General features: G+C 57.1%; 19 protein-coding genes and 1 tRNA gene. 12 read left to right on the top strand and 8 right to left on the bottom strand.

Annotation, left to right across the window (positions count from 1 at the left end):
- Positions 1–81: 81 nt before the first annotated feature.
- Positions 82–2,862, bottom strand: a complete 2,781-nt coding sequence (locus tag ABFI50_RS01130; protein WP_045269262.1) for a flavocytochrome c — start codon at positions 2,860–2,862, stop codon at positions 82–84.
- 611 nt (positions 2,863–3,473) lie between these two features.
- Between ABFI50_RS01130 and ABFI50_RS01135 the strand changes: the two genes are divergently transcribed.
- Positions 3,474–4,982 carry an anion permease gene (locus tag ABFI50_RS01135; protein WP_014884418.1) on the top strand — a complete coding sequence of 503 codons (1,509 nt, stop codon included), beginning with the start codon at positions 3,474–3,476 and terminating at the stop codon, positions 4,980–4,982.
- A 52-nt stretch (positions 4,983–5,034) separates the two neighbouring features.
- Positions 5,035–6,684 (top strand): class I fumarate hydratase FumA, encoded by a 1,650-nt coding sequence (fumA, locus tag ABFI50_RS01140; protein WP_088126594.1) that lies wholly within the window; start codon positions 5,035–5,037, stop codon positions 6,682–6,684.
- Here the strand turns inward: fumA and ABFI50_RS01145 are convergent.
- Positions 6,673–7,578: a LysR family transcriptional regulator gene (locus ABFI50_RS01145; RefSeq protein WP_347485166.1), complete on the bottom strand. Its 906-nt coding sequence runs from the start codon at positions 7,576–7,578 to the stop codon at positions 6,673–6,675. The two genes, fumA and ABFI50_RS01145, sit on opposite strands and share 12 nt — an antisense overlap.
- A gap of 95 nt (positions 7,579–7,673) precedes the next feature.
- Here ABFI50_RS01145 and ABFI50_RS01150 point away from each other — a divergent pair, with 95 nt between their 5' ends.
- The 3 genes from ABFI50_RS01150 to ABFI50_RS01160 all read left to right on the top strand — a co-directional run bounded on the left by ABFI50_RS01150 (position 7,674) and on the right by ABFI50_RS01160 (position 11,328).
- Positions 7,674–8,969, top strand: a complete 1,296-nt coding sequence (locus ABFI50_RS01150; RefSeq protein WP_032636106.1) for a serine hydrolase — start codon at positions 7,674–7,676, stop codon at positions 8,967–8,969.
- Positions 8,970–9,229: 260 nt separating this feature from the next.
- On the top strand, positions 9,230–10,543 hold the full coding sequence (locus ABFI50_RS01155) for an MFS transporter (protein WP_333187049.1): 1,314 nt from the start codon (positions 9,230–9,232) through the stop codon (positions 10,541–10,543).
- On the top strand, positions 10,540–11,328 hold the full coding sequence (locus tag ABFI50_RS01160; RefSeq protein ID WP_088126590.1) for a substrate-binding domain-containing protein: 789 nt from the start codon (positions 10,540–10,542) through the stop codon (positions 11,326–11,328). Before ABFI50_RS01155 ends, ABFI50_RS01160 begins: the two co-directional genes overlap by 4 nt.
- On the opposite strand, the gene ABFI50_RS01165 is transcribed toward ABFI50_RS01160, so the two are convergent.
- The 3 genes from ABFI50_RS01165 to ABFI50_RS01175 form a co-directional block, all read right to left on the bottom strand.
- Positions 11,303–12,202 carry a LysR family transcriptional regulator gene (locus tag ABFI50_RS01165; protein ID WP_088126589.1) on the bottom strand — a complete coding sequence of 300 codons (900 nt, stop codon included), beginning with the start codon at positions 12,200–12,202 and terminating at the stop codon, positions 11,303–11,305. The genes ABFI50_RS01160 and ABFI50_RS01165 overlap by 26 nt on opposite strands.
- Positions 12,203–12,296: 94 nt before the next feature.
- Entirely contained in the window at positions 12,297–13,826 is a 1,530-nt protein-coding gene (locus ABFI50_RS01170) for a cryptochrome/photolyase family protein (RefSeq protein ID WP_196347381.1), read from the bottom strand.
- Positions 13,823–13,969: a DUF2256 domain-containing protein gene (locus ABFI50_RS01175; protein ID WP_014884425.1), complete on the bottom strand. Its 147-nt coding sequence runs from the start codon at positions 13,967–13,969 to the stop codon at positions 13,823–13,825. Before ABFI50_RS01175 ends, ABFI50_RS01170 begins: the two co-directional genes overlap by 4 nt.
- 216 nt (positions 13,970–14,185) lie before the next feature.
- Between ABFI50_RS01175 and mtfA the strand changes: the two genes are divergently transcribed.
- Positions 14,186–14,980 (top strand): DgsA anti-repressor MtfA, encoded by a 795-nt coding sequence (mtfA, locus tag ABFI50_RS01180; protein ID WP_014884426.1) that lies wholly within the window; start codon positions 14,186–14,188, stop codon positions 14,978–14,980.
- On the opposite strand, the gene ABFI50_RS01185 is transcribed toward mtfA, so the two are convergent.
- Positions 14,977–16,188, bottom strand: a complete 1,212-nt coding sequence (locus ABFI50_RS01185) for an MFS transporter (protein WP_047625740.1) — start codon at positions 16,186–16,188, stop codon at positions 14,977–14,979. The genes mtfA and ABFI50_RS01185 overlap by 4 nt on opposite strands.
- A 138-nt stretch (positions 16,189–16,326) precedes the next feature.
- Here ABFI50_RS01185 and ABFI50_RS01190 point away from each other — a divergent pair, with 138 nt between their 5' ends.
- The 6 genes from ABFI50_RS01190 (at position 16,327) to ABFI50_RS01215 (ending at position 24,533) form a co-directional block, all read left to right on the top strand.
- On the top strand, positions 16,327–18,069 hold the full coding sequence (locus ABFI50_RS01190) for an IucA/IucC family protein (protein WP_048995882.1): 1,743 nt from the start codon (positions 16,327–16,329) through the stop codon (positions 18,067–18,069).
- Complete coding sequence (locus ABFI50_RS01195) at positions 18,069–19,016, top strand: GNAT family N-acetyltransferase (protein WP_196347377.1); 948 nt, start codon at positions 18,069–18,071, stop codon at positions 19,014–19,016. Before ABFI50_RS01190 ends, ABFI50_RS01195 begins: the two co-directional genes overlap by 1 nt.
- A complete protein-coding gene (gene iucC / locus ABFI50_RS01200; RefSeq protein WP_332872835.1) occupies positions 19,013–20,755 on the top strand; it encodes an aerobactin synthase IucC in 1,743 nt (580 codons plus the stop codon). Before ABFI50_RS01195 ends, iucC begins: the two co-directional genes overlap by 4 nt.
- Positions 20,752–22,077, top strand: coding sequence for a SidA/IucD/PvdA family monooxygenase (locus ABFI50_RS01205; protein ID WP_196347375.1), 1,326 nt, complete (start codon positions 20,752–20,754; stop codon positions 22,075–22,077). Before iucC ends, ABFI50_RS01205 begins: the two co-directional genes overlap by 4 nt.
- Before the next feature lie 26 nt (positions 22,078–22,103).
- A complete protein-coding gene (locus tag ABFI50_RS01210) occupies positions 22,104–24,293 on the top strand; it encodes a TonB-dependent siderophore receptor (protein ID WP_347485170.1) in 2,190 nt (729 codons plus the stop codon).
- A 164-nt stretch (positions 24,294–24,457) separates the two neighbouring features.
- Positions 24,458–24,533 (top strand) — tRNA-Asn (locus ABFI50_RS01215).
- Between the two features lie 54 nt (positions 24,534–24,587).
- On the opposite strand, the gene ABFI50_RS01220 is transcribed toward ABFI50_RS01215, so the two are convergent.
- On the bottom strand, positions 24,588–24,920 hold the full coding sequence (locus tag ABFI50_RS01220; protein WP_045134957.1) for a type II toxin-antitoxin system PemK/MazF family toxin: 333 nt from the start codon (positions 24,918–24,920) through the stop codon (positions 24,588–24,590).
- A complete protein-coding gene (locus ABFI50_RS01225) occupies positions 24,921–25,178 on the bottom strand; it encodes an antitoxin (protein ID WP_117581268.1) in 258 nt (85 codons plus the stop codon).
- Between the last annotated feature and the right edge of the window lie 208 nt (positions 25,179–25,386).

Genomic DNA, 25,386 nt, shown 5'->3' on the forward strand with positions numbered 1-25,386 from the left:
AGATGTAGCCCCGGCAAGCACCGCGCCGCCGGGGAAATCGCCGGATAACGTTGCGTTTATCCGGCCTACAACACAGGTGCTTTATGCCATTTTTGCGCGCATCGCCGCCTGATGTCCGGCAAGGGTACCAAAAATAATGATGTCTGCCACCGCGTTACCGCCGATACGGTTACCGCCGTGGATCCCGCCGACCACTTCACCCGCAGCAAATGCCCCTGGCAGCACGTTGTGGTTGCTGTCCAGCACGCAGGTTTCAGTGTTGATGGTCACACCGCCCATGGTGTGGTGCACGCCCGGCGCAATCTGAATGGCGTAGAACGGCCCTTCATTGATTGGCGCACGCAGCGCGGTGGTACGGCCAAAATCATCGTCGTGCTGTTTCTCGACAAAGCCGTTGTAGCGTTCCAGCGTTGCCAGGAAGGCGTGATGATCCATGCCCAGCGCTTCGGCCAGGGCTTTTGGTGAGCTGGCGCTGGTCACGAACCCTTTGGCGATGTACTCATCCGCAGCTTTGTTTTTGGCGCGTACGTGTTCATCAAAGACGATGTAAGCGTATTTCTCTGGCAGCGCGATGATCTGCGCGGAGACTTTGTCGCGGGTCGACATTTCGTTGTAGAAGCGCTCCCCTTTCTGATTGACCAGAATCGCCCCGCCGCCGCGGATGGATTCGGAAATCAGGTACGAGGTTTTCTGCTCCACGGTGGGGTGAATCTGAATTTCGCCCATATCCACGGTGCCCGCCCCGATGCGCTCCAGCAGTGCGATACCGCCGCCGGTGGCCCCTTTATGGTTGGTGGTGACGAATCCTTCCAGATCCGGACGGTATTTCACCACCATCTGGCTGTTGGCGCTGAAGCCGCCGGTCGCCACAATCACGCTTTTGGTTGCCACGATGACGGTTTCATTCTCTTCGGTCGTCAGGCGCACGCCGGTCACTTCGCCGTTTTCGAAAATAATGTCACTGACGGAGGTATCCAGCATCACCTCGATGTTGCGTTTGTTGACGTTACGCACCAGACCGCTGATCAGATAGCCGCCTACTGCAGAACCGTCTTTTGGACGGTGAGTACGGTCGATGCTCATCCCGCCGGTGGTGGTGATGTCGTTGAGCATAATGCCGCGGGTTGCCAGCCACTCAATTGCTTCCGGTGCGTTCTCGACAAAGCGACGCAGCAGTTCCGGGTTGTTCTTGTTACCGCCGCCTTTCAGGCTTTCCTGGTAGAACAGCTCTTTACTGTCCTGAATACCCTTCACGCGCTGGAAGCGAGTTTCAGCGGCGTTCATCCCGGCAGAAGCTTTGATGGTGTTACCGCCGATGGTTGGCATTTTCTCGACAATCAGCACGCTTGCGCCTTCGTCGTGCGCCTGAATCGCCGCCGCCAGACCGGCACCGCCGCTGCCCACGACAACCACGTCAACGCTGCGGGTTTCGTTCGGGTCAACGCCCTCCTCTGCCGCCAGCGCTTTACTGGATTTCAGCATCGCTTTAGAAACCGCTTTTTTCACCGCTTCACTCTGGCTGGTTGCGCCGGTGATGGCATCTACGTGCGGGGTGTTGGCATCCAGAATGCGGGTACGGATCTCTTCGAAGCTGGTCACAAACTCAACGTCTTCGCTTGGGCCGGAGGCCAGCGCGATGTCCGCAATGCGGTCGGTTTCCAGGCTGACGTTAATCACCAGCTCGTTAGCGTCGTCCTGCACTTTCTCGACGAAGGTGCCCGGTTTGAATTTAGACTCGCCCATGCTCATGTCGCGGATCATCGCTTCCACCAGCGAGAAGCGCCACAGCGGTTCCGGGATGCTCAGCTCCTCGCGTTTGGTGCTGTCCATAAACAGCTCAAGGCTTTCGCCAGCCGCGATGCGGTCTGTCCAGTCCGGATAAGCGATGGTGGCGCGGCCAACGGCAATCAGGTCGTAACCGTGGTCCAGCGCGTCATTCACGTCTGAAGCATTCACCACGCCGCCCACGCCCATGACCGGAACCTGCGCCAGCGTTTCTGAACGCATCGCGCAGTATTTTTCGATGAGCGGGGTCGGGTCCTGGGTGTCGACAATCGAAGGACGCAGGGTTGCACCGACGGAGAAGTGCAGGTAATCCACGCCGCGCGCGGCCAGTTTCTCCAGCAGGTACATGGTGTCTTCAAAACGGATGCCCGGGACTTCCAGCTCTTCAGGGGAGAAGCGGTAACCAATGATGAAGGCATCATCCGCGTACTGGCGCACCATTTTGTGCGTAATGTCCAGCACTGCCAGCGGGAACTTCGCGCGGTTGTCGCGGCTGCCGCCCCACTCGTCATCGCGCTGGTTAGAGTTCGGTGAGTAGAACTGCTGAATCAGGTAGGTGTTGGCCCCGTGGATTTCCACTCCGTCGAAACCGGCCTGAATGGCGCGACGCACAGCTTCCCCAAACTTGCCGATCATTCCTTCTACTTCTTCGGCGGTCAGTGCAACCGGCGTTGCGGCACCGTCACGCGGTGCGGCCACCGCGCTTGGGCCAACCGGGGTACGGCCACCAATCAGTTTTGGGTCAACCATACGGCCGCCGTGGTAGATCTGCAGCAGCGCTTTCGAACCTTTGGATTTAATCGCCTCTGCGATTTTCGCCAGCCCGGCAATTTTCTCGTCGTTATCAATACCGATGGCGCCCGGGAAGGCGAGACCGAGATCGTCAACGAAGCAGCACTCCACGATGATGGTACCGATGCTGCCGGAGCGAGCCCGGTAGTACTCCACCAGCTCACTGGTGACAGTACCGTCATAGTAGCCGGTACAGGTGGTCATCGGGGCCATTAACAAACGGTTTTTCAGTTCAGTGCCATTCGGTAATGTGAAGGGGCTAAGAATGCGTTCGTTAGTGCTCATAATAGAAACTCCAAACTTTTAAAATTAAGAATTCGTTATCGGGTTTAATTTTTAAATTGGTTGTTATTTGCCGATGTCATGATACTAATATAATGATTTTTTTAGTTTCCAAAGCCATTACGTTAGTTAAAAAACTATTTAATCCCTGAGATAACAGAAATAACACAATGGTGTTAGTGATAATAATTTACCCGTTTACAATAATTTAAAATACGTTAAATAAATATTGGTCATACCAATTTCCTTTAACCATAAAAAATTCAATAAAATCAAACAATAAAAAGAATACCAGATTTGGAATTGTTACAAGAATGATAAAGAAAACGATAAAAATAAATAATAACCCCATACGCCAGAGTGGTTATTAATAAAAGCACGAAAATAACGCTGCACTTCTGTTTTTTTGATCCCGATCAATAGTTGCAGCATCCAAAAGCGCAATATAAAAACATCATCAATTTTTAATTTAACGCACACAGAAAGGCGTTGAATCGTTATTAATGAAAAAACCAAACCGCACCTTTAATAACTAAAAAAAGCAAAGAAACTTAAAAAAACGCATTTGGTTTTTTCTGCACCACCGAATTTTTGACAACTTAAGACGTGAAACTATGAATACAAAAACTGCTGTAACGCCCCCAGTGGCGAACCAGGCATCAAATGGAAAAGCGAAACGACTGCTGATGATGGCGTTGCCCGTCATCGTCGCCGTACTGCTGCTGTTTGTTCCGGTACCGGAAGGTTTACCGCCTTACGCGTGGCACTACTTCGCTATCTTCGTTGGCGTGATCGTCGGGTTGATCTTCGAACCACTGCCTGGCGCGGTGATTGGCCTGACCGGCGTGGTCGCCATTGCGCTGTGTAGCCAGTGGGTGCTCTTCAGCCCGGACCAGCTGGCAGATCCAAAATTCAAGCTGGCAGGCGCCTCCTTCAAATGGGCGGTGAGCGGGTTCGGTAACTCCACGGTCTGGTTGATTTTCGGTGCCTTTATGTTTGCCGCAGGCTATGACAAAACCCGCTTCGGCCGCCGTCTGGCGCTGATTCTGGTAAAATATCTCGGCCGTCGCAGCCTGACGCTCGGGTATGCTATTACCTTTGCAGACCTGCTGCTGGCACCGTTTACCCCGTCCAACACGGCGCGCAGCGGCGGGACCATCTACCCGATTATCGCTAACCTGCCGCCGCTGTACGGCTCAAAACCCAACGACCCAAGCGCGCGCAAAATTGGTTCTTATCTGATGTGGGTGGCTATCACCGCGGCCTGTATCACCAGTTCTATGTTCCTCTCCGCTCTGGCGCCGAACCTGCTGGCGCTGGCGCTGGTGAAAAGCACCGTTGGGATTGATATCTCCTGGGGCACCTGGTTCCTCGCGTTCCTGCCGCTGGGCATCCTGTTGATTCTGACCATGCCGCTGCTGGCCTACTGGTTCTACCCGCCTGAAGTGAAAGTGAATAACGAAGTACCGCTGTGGGCGACCCGCGAGCTGGAAAAACTTGGCAAACTGTCGCGCAATGAGATCCTGCTGCTGGTCTTCGTGTGCTGTGCGTTGCTGATGTGGATCTTCGCCGCCGCGTGGATTGAACCTGCCATGGCTGCCCTGTTAATTGTCGGTCTGATGCTGTGGACCGGTGTGCTGGAGTGGAACGATATCACTGGTAACAAAGCCGCGTGGAACACCTTCGTCTGGTTCGCCACCCTGGTGGCGCTGGCGGATGGCCTCTCCTCTACCGGCTTTATCAGCTGGTTAGGTAAAGAAGGCGGTCTGCTGATGAGCGGTATCTCTCCGGGCGTGGCGACTATCGTCCTGCTGCTGGCGTTCTACCTGCTGCACTACCTGTTTGCCAGCACCACCGCACACACCACCGCGCTGCTGCCCGCGATGCTGACCATCGCCTCCACCATTCCGGGCATGAATATGGAAGTGTTCGTCCTGCTGATGGTGACCTCGCTGGGTGTAATGGGGATCATCACCCCATACGGTACCGGCCCAAGCCCGATTTACTACGGTAGCGGCTACCTGCCAACCAAAGACTACTGGCGCCTGGGCACTATCTTCGGTGCCATCTTCCTGGCGGCCCTGCTGCTGATTGGTTATCCGTGGATGTCGATGATGTTCTGATTTCTGACCGCCGGGGTCTTCCTCCGGCGGTTTTATTTTTGTGGAGCAAGCTATGTCAAACAAACCGTTTATCTACCAGAACCCCTTCCCTCTTTCCCATGACGACACAGAATATTATCTGCTCACCAAAGAGCACGTTTCCGTTGCCGAGTTCGAGGGGCAGGAAATCCTGAAAGTCGAGCCGCAAGCCCTGACGCTGCTGGCGCAGCAGGCCTTCCACGATGCCGCCTTTATGCTGCGTCCTTCTCATCAGAAACAGGTTGCCGCCATTCTTAACGACCCGGAAGCCAGCCAGAACGATAAGTACGTCGCCCTGCAGTTCCTGCGCAACTCTGAAATTGCCGCCAAAGGCGTCCTGCCGACCTGTCAGGATACCGGCACCGCGATCATCATGGGCAAGAAAGGCCAGCGCGTCTGGACCGGCGGCGGTGACGAAGCCGCCCTGAGCCAGGGCGTGTATAACACCTACATTGAAGACAACCTGCGTTATTCCCAGAACGCCGCGCTGGATATGTATAAAGAGGTGAATACCGGCACCAACCTGCCCGCGCAGATTGACCTCTACAGCGTGGACGGTGATGAGTACAAATTCCTGTGCATGGCAAAAGGCGGCGGTTCCGCGAATAAAACCTATCTCTATCAGGAAACCAAAGCGCTGATCGTCCCGGCGAAGCTGAAAAACTATCTCGTTGAGAAGATGCGCACGCTCGGCACCGCCGCCTGCCCGCCTTACCATATCGCGTTTGTGATCGGCGGTACCTCCGCAGAAGCCACGCTGAAAACCGTGAAGCTGGCCTCTACCCGCTACTATGACGCGCTGCCAACCGAAGGTAACGAACATGGCCAGGCGTTCCGCGACGTTAAGCTGGAACAGGAACTGCTCGAGGAAGCGCAGAACCTCGGCCTGGGCGCACAGTTTGGCGGTAAATATTTTGCCCACGACATCCGCGTGATTCGCCTGCCGCGCCACGGCGCGTCCTGCCCGATCGGCATGGGGGTTTCCTGCTCCGCAGACCGCAACATCAAAGCGAAAATCAACCGCGACGGGATCTGGATTGAAAAACTGGAACACAACCCGGGCCAGTATATTCCTGAATCAATGCGTCAGCAGGGTGAAGGCGACGTGGTGAGCATCAACCTGAACAAGCCAATGAACGAGATCCTGGCCCAGCTCTCCGCGCACCCGGTCTCTACCCGTCTGTCGCTGAACGGGACCATCATCGTGGCGCGCGATATTGCCCATGCGAAGCTGAAAGAGCTGCTGGATAACGGCGAGGAACTGCCGCAGTACGTTAAAGATCATCCGATTTACTACGCAGGTCCGGCAAAAACGCCGGAAGGTTATGCCTCTGGCTCACTCGGCCCGACCACCGCGGGACGTATGGACTCGTACGTAGACTTACTGCAATCCCACGGTGCGAGCATGATCATGCTGGCGAAGGGCAACCGCAGCCAGCAGGTAACCGACGCCTGCCATAAGCACGGCGGCTTCTACCTCGGCAGCATTGGCGGTCCGGCGGCGGTGCTGGCGCAAAACAGCATTAAGAGCCTGGAGTGCGTGGCGTATCCTGAACTGGGTATGGAAGCCATCTGGAAAATTGAAGTGGAAAATTTCCCGGCGTTTATCCTGGTGGATGACAAAGGCAACGATTTCTTCCAGCAGATCCAGAATCAACAGTGCAAAGGCTGCTCACAGCGCTGAGGCCTTCCACAACGCCGGTAACAGCGACAGCGTTTCGTTGATAAGCCCGCGCTTGTCGCTACCCGGTTTCCAGATGGTCACCATCGTCTGAGCTATTCCCTGGCTGCCCACCTCGGTGGGCAGCCTTTTTACATCCTTCCACTGCGCCGCATGAAGATGCGTCGGCAAAAATCCCCAGCCGCACCCCTTTTCCAGCAGACCGCGCAGCATCTCAAGTTCGTTGGTAAAAAGGGTATGTCCGGAGATTTGCAGACGGCGCGCGACCGGCTCGTCAGACGCCGCATGCATAATGACCTGCGGCACCAGAGAGAGATCGAGTAGCGAAACCGGAGAGGCGTTATCCCGGAACAGCGCTTTCGAGGCGTAAAAATCCATCTCAATGGACCCTAACGCCCGCCATTCCATCTCATTGCCTACGCTGCGATTACGTGCCTGACAGATCCCAATATCGGCCTCACCGCTGGCGAGCATCGCTTCCGCTTCATCACGCGAGGTGCTGGTCAGGCTCAGCCGAATATTCTGGCTCGCCATTTTTGCTATCAGCGCCTGCAAAAAAACGCGCGGGGTGAACGGATCGTAGACGAGCGCAATATCCTGCGTCGCGCTTTGCGGAACGGCTCTGGCGAACGCCTCAAAGGCTTTTACCTGACGCATCAACAGATGCGCCTGCCGCTGTAACTGCTCCCCCTCCAGCGTTAAACGCAGGGTTCGCCCCTCGCGCAGGAACAACGCGTAACCCAGACCATCTTCCAGAAAATCAATCAGATCGCGCAGGGTCGTGCGGTCTTTACCCAGTTTAGTGGCCGCCTTCACCAGACTGCCATGTTCAGCCACGGCGGTGAACGCCTCAAGCTGGGCAAACGAATAGATCAATGACGCCACGCGATCCTCCACAGTTCCTTTTCGGGGGATTTTCCCCCATAACGCGTTTTTTATTATAGGCCGCGGGTTCGTAAACTGAAGTCCTTCCTGAGCCATACGAGAAAAACATGAAAAACAAAACAAACCGCACTCTGCTCGCGGCGCTGATTGTCAGCAGCCTGCTCTCTCCTGCCGCCATGGCTGCCTGCAACGGTACCGTTCTCGACACCTGTCCTGCCCCTTTTGATACAAAACTGCCGGACGCACATACGATGCTCACCTGGAGCCAGGCCGACCGCGTCGTGGGTTTCCGCAATGACTACCGCAACTATGCGGGCGACGTGTTCCATCACGGCAACGCCTCGCCGTTGCTGGCCGCAGAAAAACCGCTGACCGATGCCCGCTATCAGGTGAATGGCAAGACCTACGATCTTCATGATTACCTGAAACGCCAGAACGTCAGCGGCATGCTGGTATTAAAAAACGGCCACGTTGCCTATAAGTATCTGGGTGAAGGGAATACCGACAGCACGCTCTGGACCTCACGCTCTGTCGGTAAATCGGTGGTCTCTGCGCTGGTTGGGGTAGCGATTAAAGAGGGAAAAATCCACTCCCTCGACGATCTTATTACCCAATATGAACCTGATTTGAAAGGCACCGCCTGGGACGGTGTGACGCTGAGACAGCTTATTACCCACACCTCCGGCGTGGCGTGGAATGAGGACTACACGAATCCGGGATCCGATTTCGCAAAGCTGACAGAGTGCGAAGCCAAACCGGGCACCTATGACTGCGTGCGGACATTAGTAAAAGGGTTACACCGCGTGCACCCTGCGGGCGAAAACTGGTCCTATTCCTCGGGCGGCGCGTGGCTGCTGGGTGACGTGCTTGAACGCGCAACCGGCATGACGCTCGCGGCGTATCTGGAGAAAAGTATCTGGCAACCCTACGGCATGGCCAGCGACGGCGTGTGGCATGCCTACAGCAAAGGCCAGCATGATGTCGGCGCCCACGGCTTTAACGCCACGCTGGAAGACTGGGGCCGCTTCGGTCAGTTCATCCTTCATAACGGCACATTGCCCGGCGGGAAGCAGATCCTGCCCGAAGGCTGGGTAAAACAGTCCTCAGACTGGACGCAGGCAAAAGGTTCGGTGTCCGCCGCGCATCCGAACGGGTTGTATGGCTATCAGTGGTGGAACAACGAAGTGCCGGTTAATGCCACCCACGTCGCGCCAAAGGTCGACAACTCACTTAAAGGGTCGCTCTGGGCGCTGGGGATCTTTGGACAGATGATTATGGTGAATCAGAAAGAGAACCTGGTTATCGTCCAGTGGTCCACCTGGCCGCAGGCGGAACCGTCCTTCAGCGCTCAGCCGCTGGAAGCATCGTTAATGTTTAGCGCAATCGCGAACGCGCTACGCTGATTTTTAGAGCCAGGCGCTGCCTGGCGTCTCCTCTGCGCGATGTCACAAAACAGCGATATCAGCAACTTAGCGAATTAGCGTGAATAAAAAATCACAAGATTGTTAAGTTATTGTTAGGTATGTAAATCCTGGTCAACATCCTGTCATTGATGCACAACGCGCATCAGTTCATTCACTCTTTGCGCTTATTAATTTCCGTTTCCTGATCCAGTTTTCAAAAACAGACGAGCATAACGTCACGATAAAAACTGGAGATAATCATGGTTTCCTCAACCTCACCTGCAACGGTCCGTGCGAAAGCGGGCGCGATTTTTCGCGTCACCTCGGGCAACTTTCTTGAGCAATTCGACTTCTTTCTGTTCGGCTTTTATGCCACCTACATCGCGCATACGTTCTTCCCGGCGAGCAGTGAATTTGCCTCGCTGATGATGACCTTTGCCGTCTTTGGCGCGGGCTTTTTGATGCGTCCGATCGGCGCTATTGTGCTCGGCGCTTACATCGATAAAGTGGGTCGTCGTAAAGGGCTGATTGTCACCTTGTCGATCATGGCTGCCGGAACATTCCTGATTGTGCTTATTCCGTCGTATCAGAGCATTGGGCTGTGGGCACCGCTGCTGGTGCTGACGGGCCGTTTGCTGCAGGGCTTTTCCGCCGGTGCGGAGCTTGGCGGCGTCTCGGTCTATCTGGCAGAAATCGCCACGCCGGGCCGCAAAGGTTTTTACACCAGCTGGCAGTCCGGCAGCCAGCAGGTTGCCATTATGGTCGCCGCGGCGATGGGCTTTGCCCTGAATGCCCTGATGGAGGAGAGCGCCATTCGCGAGTGGGGCTGGCGCATCCCGTTCCTGTTTGGCTGTTTAATCGTGCCGTTCATCTTTTTCCTGCGTCGTAAGCTGGAGGAGACCGAAGCGTTCAACGCACGGCGCCATCATCTGGCGATGCGCCAGGTTTTCAAAACGCTGCTGACAAACTGGCAGGTGGTGGTCGCAGGTATGTTGATGGTAGCGATGACCACCACCGCGTTCTACCTGATCACCGTTTACGCGCCAACCTTCGGCAAAAAAGTGCTGATGCTGAGCGCGTCGGACAGCCTGCTGGTCACGCTGCTGGTGGCCGTCTCTAACTTCATCTGGCTGCCGATAGGTGGAGCCCTCTCGGACCGCTTCGGTCGTAAACCGGTGCTGGTTGTCATGACGCTGCTGGCGCTCGCCACCAGCTACCCGGCACTGACGATGCTGGCGGCGGCCCCCAGCTTCTCCATGATGCTGAGCGTCCTGCTGTGGCTCTCTTTCCTCTACGGCCTGTATAACGGCGCGATGATCCCGGCGCTGACGGAAATCATGCCTGCTGAAGTCCGCGTGGCGGGGTTCTCGCTGGCTTATAGCCTGGCTACCGCCGTCTTTGGCGGTTTCACCCCGGTGATGTCCACCGCGCTGATTGAATACACGGGTGACAAAGCCTCGCCGGGATACTGGATGAGCTTTGCGGCGGTCTGCGCGTTGCTGGCAACGCTCTACCTCTACCGTCGCCGCGCGGCATCACTGCAAAACATCGTTAAGTCACAGGGGGCCGCATGAAACGTACGTCTCGCTCTACCGCCATCGCGCTAATGGCAATGTTCCTGAGCGTCAATGCCTGCGCAGAGGACGTGAAGGTCATGATTTCGGGCGGATTCAAGGCCGCCCTGGAAAAGCTGGCTCCGGAGTATGAACGCCGGACCGGGGATAACATTGTGATCATCCCCGGTCCCTCAATGGGCACTACGCCGCAGGCAATCCCAAACCGGCTCGCGCGCGGAGAGAAAGCCGACGTGGTGATTATGGTGGGCAATGCACTGGCGAAGCTTGAACAGGCCCGTCTGACCCGGCCGGGTACGCGGACTGAACTCGCGGACTCTCCCATCGGCATGGTCGTGAAAAAAGGTGCGGATATCCCTGATATCAGCAGCGAGACGACGCTGCGTAATACCCTGCTGCAGGCTCGCTCCATCGCCTACTCAGACAGCGCCAGCGGCAGGTATGTCAGTGAAGAATTGTTCAAAAAGCTGGGGATTGAAAAGGAGGTGACGGGCAAAGCGACAAAAGTCGAGCGCATTCCGGTCGCATCAGAAGTGGCGAAAGGAAAATACGCCGTCGGGTTCCAGCAGGTCAGCGAGCTGCTGCCGATTCAGGGCGTCACCTTTATCGGTAAAATCCCGGATAATTTGCAATACATCACGCGCTTCGCTGGCGCGGTCACCCGTGACGCGGAACATCCCGCGGAGGGAAAAGCGCTGCTGAACTATCTCGCCTCACCGCCCTCAAGGGGAGTCATCCGCGAGACGGGGATGATCCCCGTTACGTCCGGCGATACTGCTCGGTGATCTGTTTTTCAAGCTCAGCCGCAATATAGGACTGGATGCGCCCCCGGCGTCGGATAAGCCCCACGGTACGCTTCACCTCCGGCGCCACCAGCGGCAAATGGGTCAGCAGCGTGTGCTCTGACGTCGGCATCGACATGGCGGGAACGGCAGCAATGCCGATCCCCGCCTCTACCATACCGAGCATCGTGGTGACATGACGCGTTTCGCAGACGCTGGGACGCTCGGGAATGATATCCCCCAGCAGGCGATCGAGCAGGTTGCGATTGCCGGACGTTTTATCGAGAGAGATGTAATCCTGCTGAAAAAATGCCTGCCACGTCAGCTGGCTCTTCTGCGCCAGCGGGTGATCCTTTCTGCATGCTGCAACATACACATCCTCCACCAGCGGGAAAAATTCGATTTCAGACGACAAGTTTCCTGCGAAGCAAATACCAAAATCCGCCTGGCTTCGGGCCACGGCGTCCATCACGTTGCCCGCGCTGCTGTCGATGAGCTTAATGCGAACGCGCGGATAGCGAGACTGAAAGCGACGGATCACATCGGGCATAAAGTAACAGGCTGCGGAAGGTACCGTGGCCACCGTGATCAGCCCCGTCCGCTCTTCGCTGGCTTTATCGACATCAGCCAGCATTGACTCTACGTTATCGAGCAGCTGCGCGGAGCGTTCCGCAAAGTTTTGCCCGTATAACGTCAGCGAGACGCGGCGGGTGGTTCGGTCAAAGAGTCGGTTCCCCAGCGCGGCTTCCAGCTTTTCAATCCTGCGGCTCAGCGCTGACTGGGACAGGCAGATAGATTCAGCGGCGACACGGAAGTTACCGTATTCCACTAACGCTCTGAAGGCATAGAGATCGTTGAGGTCAAAATTCACGGGCATAGTATCTGGCGGTCCTGTCAGGGAATACGTTACAAAGTCCAAAATAATAACGGCTTATTAACCTGCCGCAACCGGCGCGGTGTCGGAATGCCGTTCAAAGGTCGTTGAGATTGAGACGAATGTGTCCGGCGCGCTCAGCAATAGCGTGTCGTTCCTCTTCCGTCATATCCGCGAGTTGTTTAAAGACAATGCCCAGCCGGGGGTTGTGACCGAGACGTGCCTGGTTACGCACAAAGAAATCCCAGTAAAGCGCATTGAAGGGACACGCCAGCTCACCGGTGCGTTGATTGTGTTGGTACCGACATCCCTGACAGTAGTTACTCATCTTATGGATGTAAGACGCGCTTGAAACATAAGGCTTACTGGCCAGTAAACCGCCATCGCCAAACTGGCTCATGCCGAGAGTATTGGGCAATTCCACCCACTCAAACGCATCAATATACACGCCCAGATACCATTCATGTACCGCCTGCGGCGAGAGACCACCGAGCAGGCTAAAATTCCCGATAATCATCAGGCGCTGGATATGGTGAGCGTAAGCCTCAGTGAGCGACTGTCCAATGGCGTGCGCCAGGCAGCGCATTTGCGTCTCGCCCGTCCAGAACCACTCCGGCAGCGGGGTGTGCTGCTCTAACGCATTCAGCTCCCGATAGCCCGGCATTTGCGACCAGTAGATCCCGCGCACATACTCCCGCCAGCCAAGAATTTGCCGGATGAACCCTTCGACAGCAGGCAACGGCGCATCACCCGAGCGCCATGCCTGCTCGGCGGCGGCAACCACTTCACGGGGATTGAGCATTTTGGTGTTCAGCGCAAATGAAATTAAAGAGTGGAAAAGAAAAGGTTCTTCCGTGTGCATTGCATCCTGCCAGTTACCAAACTGGGGCAGGACGTGCGAAATAAACGCATCCAGCCGGGCTTTAGCTTCAGCACGGTCGACTGGCCAGCGAAAAGTGTTGGCCTGCGGTTCGCCAAAGGTGCGTACGCCGCAGCGTTGGATCTCTTCCCATAATGCTGAGCGATCGTGGCAGATGCGAGAGTCATCCGGAGCAGGCGGTTCACCGGACCAGCGCTTGCGGTTTTCAGCATCGAAATTCCATTTCCCCCCTTCGGGCTCGCCTTCCGGGGTCAACAGCACGCCATGCTGACGACGCATTTCCCGATAAAAATATTCCATTCGCCAGCTTTTACGCGATGCAAAGAACGCGCTCACCTGCTCTCGGGAGGAGAAAAAATGCTCGCTGCTGACGCAGGTCGTCTCGACGGTCGCCGTTTTCGCCCACGCCTGCAACTGCGCATCAAGGCGCCATTCATCGGGCTCCTGCCACATCACCCTGCCAGCATGGTAATGTGCGATAAGCGCGTTGAGATTATCTTCCAGCGCGCCGCGATTTGAACCCTCAGAGAGCCGGACATACCTTACCCGATGCCCCTTCTCTTTTAACTCAGCGGCAAACGCGCGCATGGCCGCGAAGATAGCGATGATTTTCTGAGCATGATGAAGGACATACGCGGTTTCTGCCCGCAGTTCCAGCATCACGTAAATGACATTCGGGCTGCAGGTATCAAACCAGCTGTGATGTGGATTGAGCTGATCGCCCAGAATCAGGCGTAGTTCGGTCAACGGTGGCTCCTGCGACAGCGCTCAGAACAGTATTTGACCTCATCCCAGCATTTCGCCCACTTCTTGCGCCACGTCATGGGCCGCTGGCAGTGCACACACGCTCGACTGGGCAGGTTCTGCTTGTTACCTTTGAAATCACTCATCTTTTCAATACCGGACTGATTTATTCACTCGGGCTGCGGATAAAGGCTACGACAGACATCACAAAATGAAGGTGATGCCTGCAAAGCGCTACCCACTGCTCTGTACGAAATGATAGTTTATTCAGGCTGGAAGTGTAGAAATAAGCCATTTTCTGGCATCTTAACTGAACCTGACTTTCCCATTTTTGTTCAAGTGACGAGTTTGCGAGCAAAGCGATGATTAAGTGGCCCTGGAAAACGAATGAGGCTGGCCGGGATATGGCGCTGCCGTGGGATGACGCGCTGGCGATCCCTGTTCTGGCGAATCTCCAGCCGGACGAACAGTCAAAACTGGTTCAGCTGGCGGATCGTTTTTTGCAGCAAAAACGCCTGGTTCCTCTGCAGGGGTTCGAGCTGGATCCCCTGAAAAACGCGCGTATCGCCCTGCTTTTCTGCCTGCCGGTGCTTGAACTGGGTATCGAGTGGCTGGACGGCTTCCACGAAGTGCTGATCTACCCGGCGCCCTTCATCGTCGACGATGAGTGGGAGGATGACATCGGCCTGGTACACAACCAGCGGGTGGTACAGTCCGGACAAAGCTGGCAGCAAGGGCCGATTATCCTGAACTGGCTCGACATTCAGGACTCGTTCGACGCGTCAGGCTTTAATCTGATCATTCATGAAGTCGCGCATAAGCTGGATACCCGCAACGGCGACCGCGCCAGCGGTGTTCCGCTGATCCCGCTGCGTGAAGTCGCAGGATGGGAGCACGATCTGCATGCGGCGATGGATAACATCCAGGACGAGATCGATCTCGTGGGCGAAAGTGCCGCCAGCATTGATGCCTACGCGGCGACCGACCCCGCAGAGTGCTTCGCGGTGCTTTCAGAGTACTTCTTCAGCGCCCCCGAACTCTTCGCCCCGCGTTTCCCGGCGCTATGGCAGCGTTTTACCCAGTTTTATCAGCAGGATCCGCTTAAGCGTCTGCGTCAAAATGAGGCGGTCGGCCCTTCCCCTCACCAGGTCCATTAATTTTTTTCGACAGGGGTGCGCCCGGTTAACCGTACCCCGATGCTCAGTACGAAAAACAGCACCGCCATTCCCCCTGCCGCCATCGTTAAATACTGCTCACCGAAAAAGCGCGTGACTACGGGCACCAGCAGCGCGCTGATGCCGTAGCCTAACGTATGGCTGGTGGCGATCGCGCCCGCGCCTTTCCCCGTGGTCAGCCGATCGTTCAACAGTAGCTGATAGCCCGGTGTAGCCATCGCCGCGCCGAGCGAGGTGACAGCAATTCCCACGTAAAACAGCGCCAGCCCGGCAATACACATCAACCCAAGTCCTGCCACCATCAATACCGCCGCCATACAGAGCAACGTCAGCGGGCTGAAGTGCTGCGGGCGAACAATCAAAAATTGCGCCGCGAGCGTGGCCAGCGCGGCCAGGCTCAGCAGGAGCGCAACATGGTGGCTGATCTCACGGGCGTTGCCCTCCAGCAAGGGGCTGAGATGCGGCGTGAGGCCAAGCTGCATCAGGCTCACCAGCGCCGCCAGCAGCATCGCCAGCAGCAGGAACGGCAGCATAGAGACCTGCAGACGGGTCGCCTGATGCGCCACCGGCGGCAGCGGAGGGTCGGCCACTTCTCGCAGCACCAGCAGCAGAGCGATAAACGGCGCAATCGCCATGAGCCAGAGCGGTGCCACCGGGTTAATGCTGAGCATCATTGCTGCCAGCGGTGGCCCCAGCAGACGGCCGCAGCTCAGGCCGGAGCTGATGGTGGCCAGCGCCGCCATGCGTTTGTCCAGCCCCGCACGCTGAATAGCCCAGGTCTGGGCGGCAGGCACCATCCCCGACACGGTTAAACCGTAGAGCAGGCGCGAAAAGATCAGCCCCGCCAGCCCCCAGGTGCTCTGGAGCAATCCGGCCGCCATTGCCCAGACCACCACGGCCATCACGGCGAAGCTGGCAAGATAGCCGCTGAGCGAGGCCACCATCACGACCTTACAGCCGCGTCGCTCGCTCTGACGCCCCCACCAGGGCGATGCCGGTAAAAAAAGCATGGAGCCGAACATTAACAGCCCGGCCCAGACCGAGAGCGACAGCCCGGTCAGGTTCACCAGCTGCGGGAGCATGACCAGCAAACCGTTCTGCCCGATGCCCAATAAACCTGCACAGAGTGCCAGCGGCCAGTTGGCTTTAGAGGTGACGTTTTCAGTCAGCGTTTCTGAGTTAGCGCGCATGAGAATGTGAACATAGTGTCAATAAATGTGTGGAAATTATGAAGTTTATGAAAACAAATATTGCAAAAATGGTTGCGAGTGTAAATAGAATGAATATCATAACGAGAATTATTATCAATCATGGAATGAGGTACATCTATGCGTACTCTGCCCCGCTCCGCCGGTACAGACGTTGCGGCCCAGTGTTTTTTAAACGCCCTGCTGCGCGAAACGACGGACTGGCGCTATCTCCCCGCAGCCGCTGCGGATGAGCTGGCGCATATTCATATCCCGCTTTCTCCCGCTCAGGCCCTGCGGGTACCGGTACGCTATTTCTCCCCCACCCAGCACCATCAGTACTGTTTCCCGGCAACGCTTATCCAGAGCGATAGCGACTGCGGTGACGCCGTCACATATACCCAACTGGTTGATTTACTTCTTGAAAAACCATCAGTAAAAGGCGTTCTTGATGCCGATACGCTGGCGCGTTTTAAGCAACGCGTGCTGGAAAGTCATGCACATACCTGGCAGGCGATCGACCTGCGCCACAGCTGGTCCACGCTGCGTGATAAACCGCTGACGTTTGCTGAAGCAGAACAGGCGCTGCTGGTCGGCCACGCATTTCACCCGGCACCGAAGTCGCACGAGCCATTCAACGAAACCGAAGCGCGTCGCTATCTGCCTGATTTTGCCTCCCGTTTCCCGCTGCGCTGGTTTGCCGTTGAGAGCACGCGCATTGCTGGTGACAGCCTGAACGTCTCCCTGCGCGAACGTCTGCTGCGCTTCGCCGCCCAGAGCGCGCCTGAGCTGCTCGGCCACTTCACCGACACGCGCTGGCTGTTGCCTATGCACCCATGGCAGGCAGAGCATCTGCTGGGTCAGGCCTGGTGCCAGCGTCTGGTGGAAAACGGTTCATTGCAGGATCTGGGCGAAGCGGGCGCACAGTGGCTGCCCACCAGCTCGTCCCGCTCGCTGTACTGCGAATCCAACAGCGACATGATTAAATTCTCCCTCAGCGTGCGCCTGACCAATTCCGTGCGCACGCTGTCGGTGAAAGAAGTTAAGCGTGGGATGCGCCTGGCGCGCCTGGCGAAAACGGAACGCTGGCAAACGCTTCAGGCACGCTACCCGACGATGCGCGTGATGCAGGAAGACGGCTGGGCGGGGCTGCGTGACGAAAACGGCGTGGTGCAGGAAGAGAGCCTGATGGCCCTGCGCGTCAATCTGCTGTTTGACACGCCGGACACGCAGACCAACGTGCTGGTCAGCCTGACCCAGGCCGCCCCGGATGGCGGTGACAGCCTGCTGGCTGCGGCAGTGCGTCGTCTGAGCCAGCGTCTGGATTTACCCCTCGCTCAGGCCGCACGCTGCTGGCTGGACGCCTATTGTGACCGCGTGTTACTCCCCCTGTTCAGCGCCGAGGCGGACTACGGCCTGGTGCTGCTCGCCCACCAGCAAAATATCCTGGTTGAGATGCAGCAGGATTTCCCCGTCGGGCTTATCTACCGTGACTGCCAGGGCAGCGCCTGGACCGAAGGAGCCGACGGGTGGCTGAAAGAGGCGGGTGAAACTGACGTGGAAAACCGCTTCGGTGAGAGCCAGCTGCTGCGCTACTTCCCTTACTACCTGCTGCTGAACTCCACCCTTGCGGTGACTGCCGCCCTTGCCGCCGCCGGTTTCGACAGTGAAGAGCGCCTGATGGCGCGCGTGCGTGACGCGCTGGTCGCGCTGCGCCGTACGGCGAAGCAGACCCGCTGCCTTGACTACGTGCTGGACAGCCCGACCTGGAACTGCAAAGGCAACTTCTTCTGTTATCTGCACGATCGCAACGAAAACACCATCGCCGATCCGGCGGTGATCTATTTCGACTTTAGCAACCCGTTCTACAAGGAGAAGGCGTAATGGCCATCGCGAATATCGTCCATTCTGGCTTCGGCTTTCGCTGCACCGCAACGGATACCGCGCTGCCGCTGACGTTAGGTCTCGACGGCAGCGCGGTGCTGGAGCGTCTCGGGGCTATCCCGGCGGGCTGGCTGGTGGAAGCGCTGGATCAGCTGTTTGTCGCCGCACCCGCGCTGACCGGCATTACGCTGCCGTGGGCAACCTGGCAGGATGAACCTCAGGCAAAGGCGCTGTTTAGCCTGGCCCACGGGGATTACCTGGCGCGTGAAACCTTCTGGCAATTGCCGCTCTGGCTGAAAGGTGAACGACCGCAGGCGAGCAACGGTATGCAGTTTGATGAGAGCCGTCAGCTGTACTTCCCGCAGCGCCCTCGCCGCCCCCAGGGTGAGGTGTATCGCCGTTACGATCCGCAAATTAAACGCACGCTGAGCTTCCGCGTGGCCGACGTGGCGCTGGACGGCGAACGATTCACTCAATGGATGAACAACCCGCGCGTGAACGCCTTCTGGGAGATGGCCGGCCCGCAGGCCGAACAGGAAAACTACCTGCGCCGTCAGCTTGACTCGACGTACTGCTACCCGGTTATCGGCTGCTTCGACGACCAGCCGTTCGGCTACTTTGAACTCTACTGGGCGCCAGAAGACCGCATTGGCCGCCACTACCGCTGGCAGCCGTTCGACCGCGGGCTGCATATGCTGGTGGGCGAAGAGCGCTGGCGCGGCGCGCAGTACATCCGCAGCTGGCTGCGCGGTCTGAGCCACTACCTGTATCTGGATGAACCGCGCACGACGCGCATTGTGGCCGAGCCGCGCTTCGACAACCAACGCCTGTTCCGCCACCTGGCGTCCGCCGGTTTCGACACCGCAAAAGAGTTCGACTTCCCGCACAAGCGCTCGCGCCTGATCGTGAGCGAGCGTCACCGCTTCTTCCATGAGGTGAGACTGTGAACGCGCTCTGGCAGAAAGTAAACCGCGAGATGGTGGCGAAGATCCTCGCCGAACTGGAATACGAACGTACCCTGCGCGCTGAGCCGGTTTCATCGGACGGCTGGCGCATCACCATGGGCTCGGAGTCCTGGCAGTTTCGCGCCACGCGCGGGATCTGGGGCTGGCTGCATATCGATCCTGATTCCCTGACCACCGCCAGCGGCGCCGCCGTGGAAGCGGAAAGCGCGCTGCTGCAGCTGGCGACCGTGCTGGAGATGAGCGACGCGCAAACGGCGGAGCATATGGAAGATCTTTACGCCACGCTGCGCGGTGATATTCAGCTGCTCCAGGCGCGTGAAGCGCTGGATGCCGACGCACTGATCCACCTCGACCCGGATGAATTACAGTGTCTGATGAGCGGTCATCCTAAGTTTATTTTCAACAAAGGCCGCCGCGGATGGGGGCTGGATGCCCTGCATCAGTACGCACCTGAGTATCGCGGACGTTTTCGTCTGCACTGGGTTGCCGTTCAGCGTGAACACCTGGTCTGGAGCAGCGACGCCGATTGCGACATTCAGAATCTGCTTGCCAGTACCATGGACAACGCCGAGCGCGTCCGGTTTGAGCATCGCTGGCAGGCGCTGGGGCTCGACGAAAGCTGGCTGCCCGTGCCGCTACACCCGTGGCAGTGGCAGCAGAAAATTGCCATTCACTTCCTGGCGCAGCTGGCGCGCGGTGAGATGGTGGAGCTGGGCGAATTTGGCGATGAGTATCTGGCGCAGCAGTCTCTGCGCACGCTCACCAACGCCAGCCGTCGCGCGCCGTTTGACATCAAGCTGCCGCTGACCATCTATAACACCTCCTGCTATCGCGGCATTCCGGGCAAATACATTGCCGCCGGGCCGCTGGCCTCACGCTGGCTGCAGCAGCAGTTCGCCTCTGACGCCACGCTGATTCGCTGCGGCGCGCAGGTACTGGGTGAACCCGCCGCCGGATATCTGTCGCATCCGGGCTATGCCGCATTACCGAAAGCGCCCTACCGCTATCAGGAGATGCTGGGGGTGATCTGGCGCGAGAATCCGTCCTGTTATTTAGAAGACGGTGAACAGGCGGTGCTGATGGCGGCGCTGATGGAAACCGATAACGCCGGGCGTCCGCTGATCGACGCGTGGATTAAACGCTCGGGGCTAAGCGCCGACGCCTGGCTGGAAAAGCTGTTCGACGCGACGGTGATCCCGTTCTATCACCTGCTCTGCCGCTACGGCGTGGCGCTGATCGCCCACGGTCAGAACGTGACGCTGGTGATGAAAAACTACGTACCGCAGCGCATCCTGCTGAAGGATTTCCAGGGTGATATGCGTCTGGTGGACGAAGATTTCTCGCAGGCGCAGAGCCTGCCGGCGCAGGTGAAGGACGTTACAGCACGTCTGAGCGCGGATTACATCATCCACGACCTGCAAACCGGCAACTTTGTAACGGTGCTGCGCTTTATCTCGCGTCTCACCCTGCAATGCGGCGTGAGCGAAATCCGTTTCTATCAAATCCTGGCGGGGGTATTGCGCCGGTATATGGCTGCGCACCCCGAGCTTGCGGAACGTTTCGCGATGTTCGACCTGTTTAAGCCGCAAATTATTCGCGTGATCCTCAACCCGGTCAAACTGACCTTCTCCGAGCATGACGGCGGCAGCCGCATGCTGCCGAACTACGTTACCGACCTTGATAACCCTCTTTTTCTGGCCTCCCGGGAGTCAGCGCAATGAAAACCTATGATTTCATCGGCATTGGTATTGGCCCGTTTAACCTCAGCATCGCCGCCCTGGCAGAAGGACTGGACGGTTTTAGCTCGCTGTTCCTTGAGCGCAAGCCGCACTTCTCCTGGCACCCGGGGATGATGGTGCCGGACTGCCACATGCAGACCAGCTTCCTGAAGGATCTGGTCAGCGCCGTAGAGCCCACCAACCGCCACAGCTTTCTGAACTACCTGGTGCAGCGTAAAAAGTTCTACCGCTTCCTGACCACCGAACAGCGCACGGTGTCTCGCGAAGAGTTTGCCGATTACCTGTGCTGGGCGGCAGAAAACCTCACCAACCTCGCCTTCAGCCAGCAGGTGCAGCAGGTGAGCTTTGATGAGACAAGCGGTCTGTTTGAGGTCGTGACCCAGCGGGATCGGTTCTTTGCCCGCCACGTCTGCGTGGGGATTGGCAAACAGATTAACCTCCCGGATTGCGTGACGGTGCAGGACGACACCTGTTTCCACGCCAGCGAGATGATGCTGCGCACGCCAAATTTAGCGGGCAAGCGCGTGACCGTCGTCGGTGGCGGCCAGAGCGGTGCCGACCTGTTCTTAAATATCTTCCGCGGGGAATGGGGCCAGCCGCTAAGCCTGAACTGGGTGTCGCGCCGTAACAATTATAACGCGCTGGATGAAGCCGCCTTCGCCAACGAGTACTTCACGCCGGAGTATGTGGACAGCTTCTCCACGCTCGGCGAAGAGGCCCGTCGTCAGATGCTGCACGAGCAGAAGATGACCTCTGACGGCATTACCACCGAGTCCCTGCTGGCAATTTACCGCGCCATGTATCACCGCTTTGAGGTGCTGCGTGAAAAACCGTGGGCGCACCTTTTGCCGTCCCGCTCGGTGACGTCACTGGCGCGTCAGGAAAACGGTCAGCGTCTGAGCATACAGCATCATCTCGACGGCGGTCGCGAACAGCTGGATACCGACGTGGTGATCTTTGCCACCGGTTACCGCGCCGCGCAGCCTGCGTTCCTTGCCCCGCTGTCTCACCGCCTGCATCTGGATACGGACGAAGCCTTCTGCATCAACAACGATTTCACCCTCGAATGGGACGGCCCGCAGAGCAACCGCCTGTTTGCCGTCAATGCCGGGATGCACCGTCTCGGCATTGCTGAACCTCAGCTCAGCCTGATGGCCTGGCGTGCCGCACGCATTCTTAACCGCGCGCATCCTGACGAGCCATTTGAGCTGGCTACCACACCCGGCGTTATCCACTGGCGCACCACCGCCAGCCAGGACAGCAGCCCGGTTTTTAACGCGTTAGAGAAAACGACCGAGTACTGACACACACAATCAGGATCAACATAACAATGAAACGTTCTCATCTTTGGGTTTTAAATCCTTGCTTGCTTGCAATGCTTTCTACCTCTGCGTGGGCGGAAGAACAAAAGGAAGAAAATATCGTGGTCTCCGCCAGCCGTGCACACCGCAGCGTGGCCGAGATGGCGCAGACCACGTGGGTTATTGAACGGTCTGAAATTGAGCAGCAGGTTCAGGGCGGAAAGGAGATTAAAGAAGTCCTGGCGCAGCTGATCCCGGGCATGGACGTCAGCAGCCAGGGGCGTACCAACTACGGTATGAACCTGCGCGGCCGCTCGATGATGGTGATGGTGGACGGCGTGCGCCTGAACTCCTCCCGCAGCGACAGCCGCCAGCTCGACTCCATCGATCCGTTCAACATTGACCGTATCGAAGTGATCTCCGGCGCCACGTCCCTCTACGGCGGCGGCAGCACCGGCGGCCTGGTGAACATCGTCACCAAAAAAGGCCAGCCGGAGACCGAAGTTGAGTTCCAGACCGGAGCAAAAAGCGGCTTTAACAGCCACAACGACCACGATGAGAACGTGTCGGCGGCGATCAGCGGCGGCAACGACAACGCCTCGGGTCGTCTGTCGGTGTCGTATCAGCGTTACGGCGGCTGGTATGACGGCAACGGCGACGAGGTGATCATTGATAACACCCAGACCGGCTTACAGTATTCCGACCGTATTGATGTGATGGGGACCGGCACCCTCAACATTGACGAACACCAGCAGCTTCAGCTCACGACGCAGTACTATAAGAGCGAGTCCGACGGCAAGCATGGCCTGTACCTCGGGAAAAACTTCTCGGCGGTCACGGGCGATGCGACTGCCTATAACAAAGGTAATCTCGATTCTGACCGTATACCGGGTACCGAGCGTCATCTGATTAACCTGCAATACTCCAATACCGACTTCTGGGGCCAGGATCTGGTTGCGCAGATTTACTATCGTGACGAAAGCCTGACCTACTACCCCTTCCCGACCCTGACCAAAGGCGTCGTGAGCAGCATCGGTGCGTCGCAGCAGAAAACCGATTTTTACGGCGGCAAGCTGACGCTGAACAGCAAACCGGTGGATGATTTAACCCTGACCTGGGGTGTGGATGCCGACCATGAAACCTTCGATGCCAATCAGCAGTTCTTTGATCTGAGCAAAGCAGCGGCGAGCGGCGGCATGGAGCTTGATAATGCCTATAACGTGGGCCGCTACCCGGGTTACAGCATTACCAACCTCGCCCCGTTCCTGCAGGCCAGCTACGACATTGACGCCATCACCCTGAGCGGCGGCGTGCGCTACCAGTACACCGAAAACAAGGTGGACGATTTTGTGGGTTACGCCCAGCAGCAGGCCATTGCAACCGGGAAAGCCACCTCCGCAGACGCGGTGCCGGGCGGGAAAACCGATTACAACAACTTCCTGTTTAACGCCGGGATCCTCGGTCGTCTGACCGAACAGCAGCAGCTGTGGTTTAACTTCTCCCAGGGCTTTGAAATTCCGGATCTGGCGAAGTACTACGGTTCCGGGACTTATCAGCTCAGCAACGGTCACTATCGCCTGCTGAACAGCGTGAACGTGAACGACTCGACGCTCGACGGCATCAAGGTCAACGCTTACGAGCTGGGCTGGCGCTACACCGGCGATAACCTGCGTACCCAGGTCGCGGCATATTACTCGCTCTCGGACAAAACGATCACCATCAACAAGACGGACATGACCATCAACCTCGAAGACGACAAGCGTCGTATCTACGGGATTGAAGGCCAGGTGGACTATTTCTTCACCGACAGCGACTGGAGTACGGGCGCGAACTTTAACGCCATTAAGTCTGAAACCCGCGAAAACGGTAAATGGGAGAAGCTGACGGTAGACAGCGCCAGCCCGTCAAAAGCCAGCGCATGGGTCAACTGGGCGCCGGGCGACTGGACCCTGCGCGTGCAGAGCACGCAGACCTTTGACGTGTCAGATGCGGACGGCAAGAAGATCGATGGCTATAACACGGTCGACTTCCTGGGCAGCTACGCCCTGCCGGTGGGTAAAGTGAGCTTCAGCGTGGAAAACGTGTTGGACAAAGACTACACCACCGCCTGGGGCCAGCGCGCGCCGGGGCTGTATAGCCCAACCTACGGTGCACCAGGTCTGTATACCTATAAAGGCCGTGGCCGTACGTTTGGTCTGAACTACTCCGTACTGTTCTAATCCTGTGCGCCGCCTGCGGGCGGCGCAATTTGCTGCGTAATTTCAGCGCGAATTTGCTATAAAATCAGCGATTTGCTGAAATTGTCGGCAAACGAACGAAAAGTACGTTTTCCCCCTTTGACAAGACGAACTGAGGTCGCTACTATGCGCCTCGTTCACACGATTCCTCTGTAGTTCAGTCGGTAGAACGGCGGACTGTTAATCCGTATGTCACTGGTTCGAGTCCAGTCAGAGGAGCCAAATTTAAAAAGCCTGCTTTTAGAGCAGGCTTTTTGATTTTCTGCGTCTCAGATGTTAATTCAGAATCGCATCCAGCCTGGCAAGCACCTCATTCACCACAGCGTCTGGTATGCGTTCCAGCCGCTTGCCGCTCCGGGCAGCCATATCAATGGTTCTGGGCTGGTCGCAGCGAATAGCGCCCATCGTTTTTGTTCCCGCACCGTCCAGGGAGACGGTAAAACCGGCTGTACGTGCAAAGTTTCCACCGCTGGTGATGGGAACAACAACGGGTAACCGGGTCAGCTTGTTAAAAGATGCCTTCGATACGATAAGCACCGGACGTTTTCCGCTTTGTTCATGTCCGGCTGTAGGATCCAGTGAGACGAGCCAAATTTCCCCTCTGTCCATTTACAGGATCTCCTTGCCCACCGCAGGCGCATCAATCCATTCCCGATCCTCGTCGCTCATTTCGGCGTGCGGATCGCACTGTGCCAGCAGTTCCTCAAGCGAATAACGGGGCCGTTTCTGGGGTTCAATAATCAGGCAGCCATTATTTATGGTCATGCCGACTTCGCTGTCCGTCGACAGCTCCAGTGTTTTGAGCACGGCGGGAGGAACCGCCAACATGATGGATCCGCCGACCTTTTTCAGGCGAGTGGTATACATAGAGCACCTCCGAATATTATATTTTAATATAACATCCATGACTGGTGGAGCGCAATTTTTAGTCAGATTCATTATGGTTTCCTTAGTGTAACTAAGCGTGAAGGAGGCCTTAATCCGTCCTAAGACAGATCCGGCAGCTTTCAAAGGCTGCATTACAGGTAAAACGCCGACCATCCTGATACATCGGGCGCTTCTTTCACGTCATGAA

Source organism: Enterobacter sp. HNDS-6, from assembly GCF_039850505.1.
In the GTDB taxonomy this organism is placed as follows: Bacteria; Pseudomonadota; Gammaproteobacteria; order Enterobacterales; family Enterobacteriaceae; genus Enterobacter; species Enterobacter kobei.

Excerpts from the sequence above, each read along its gene's own strand:
- ABFI50_RS01210 (WP_347485170.1), top strand. The coding sequence starts at position 22,104 with ATGAAACGTTCTCATCTTTGGGTTTTAAATCCTTGCTTGCTTGCAATG.
- ABFI50_RS01190 (WP_048995882.1), top strand. The coding sequence starts at position 16,327 with ATGCGTACTCTGCCCCGCTCCGCCGGTACAGACGTTGCGGCCCAGTGT.
- ABFI50_RS01205 (WP_196347375.1), top strand. The coding sequence starts at position 20,752 with ATGAAAACCTATGATTTCATCGGCATTGGTATTGGCCCGTTTAACCTC.
- ABFI50_RS01175 (WP_014884425.1), bottom strand. The coding sequence starts at position 13,969 with ATGAGTGATTTCAAAGGTAACAAGCAGAACCTGCCCAGTCGAGCGTGT.
- ABFI50_RS01220 (WP_045134957.1), bottom strand. The coding sequence starts at position 24,920 with ATGGACAGAGGGGAAATTTGGCTCGTCTCACTGGATCCTACAGCCGGA.
- mtfA (WP_014884426.1), top strand. The coding sequence starts at position 14,186 with ATGATTAAGTGGCCCTGGAAAACGAATGAGGCTGGCCGGGATATGGCG.
- ABFI50_RS01160 (WP_088126590.1), top strand. The coding sequence starts at position 10,540 with ATGAAACGTACGTCTCGCTCTACCGCCATCGCGCTAATGGCAATGTTC.
- ABFI50_RS01185 (WP_047625740.1), bottom strand. The coding sequence starts at position 16,188 with ATGCGCGCTAACTCAGAAACGCTGACTGAAAACGTCACCTCTAAAGCC.
- ABFI50_RS01225 (WP_117581268.1), bottom strand. The coding sequence starts at position 25,178 with ATGTATACCACTCGCCTGAAAAAGGTCGGCGGATCCATCATGTTGGCG.
- fumA (WP_088126594.1), top strand. The coding sequence starts at position 5,035 with ATGTCAAACAAACCGTTTATCTACCAGAACCCCTTCCCTCTTTCCCAT.
- ABFI50_RS01150 (WP_032636106.1), top strand. The coding sequence starts at position 7,674 with ATGAAAAACAAAACAAACCGCACTCTGCTCGCGGCGCTGATTGTCAGC.
- ABFI50_RS01195 (WP_196347377.1), top strand. The coding sequence starts at position 18,069 with ATGGCCATCGCGAATATCGTCCATTCTGGCTTCGGCTTTCGCTGCACC.
- ABFI50_RS01155 (WP_333187049.1), top strand. The coding sequence starts at position 9,230 with ATGGTTTCCTCAACCTCACCTGCAACGGTCCGTGCGAAAGCGGGCGCG.
- ABFI50_RS01135 (WP_014884418.1), top strand. The coding sequence starts at position 3,474 with ATGAATACAAAAACTGCTGTAACGCCCCCAGTGGCGAACCAGGCATCA.
- ABFI50_RS01165 (WP_088126589.1), bottom strand. The coding sequence starts at position 12,202 with ATGCCCGTGAATTTTGACCTCAACGATCTCTATGCCTTCAGAGCGTTA.
- ABFI50_RS01130 (WP_045269262.1), bottom strand. The coding sequence starts at position 2,862 with ATGAGCACTAACGAACGCATTCTTAGCCCCTTCACATTACCGAATGGC.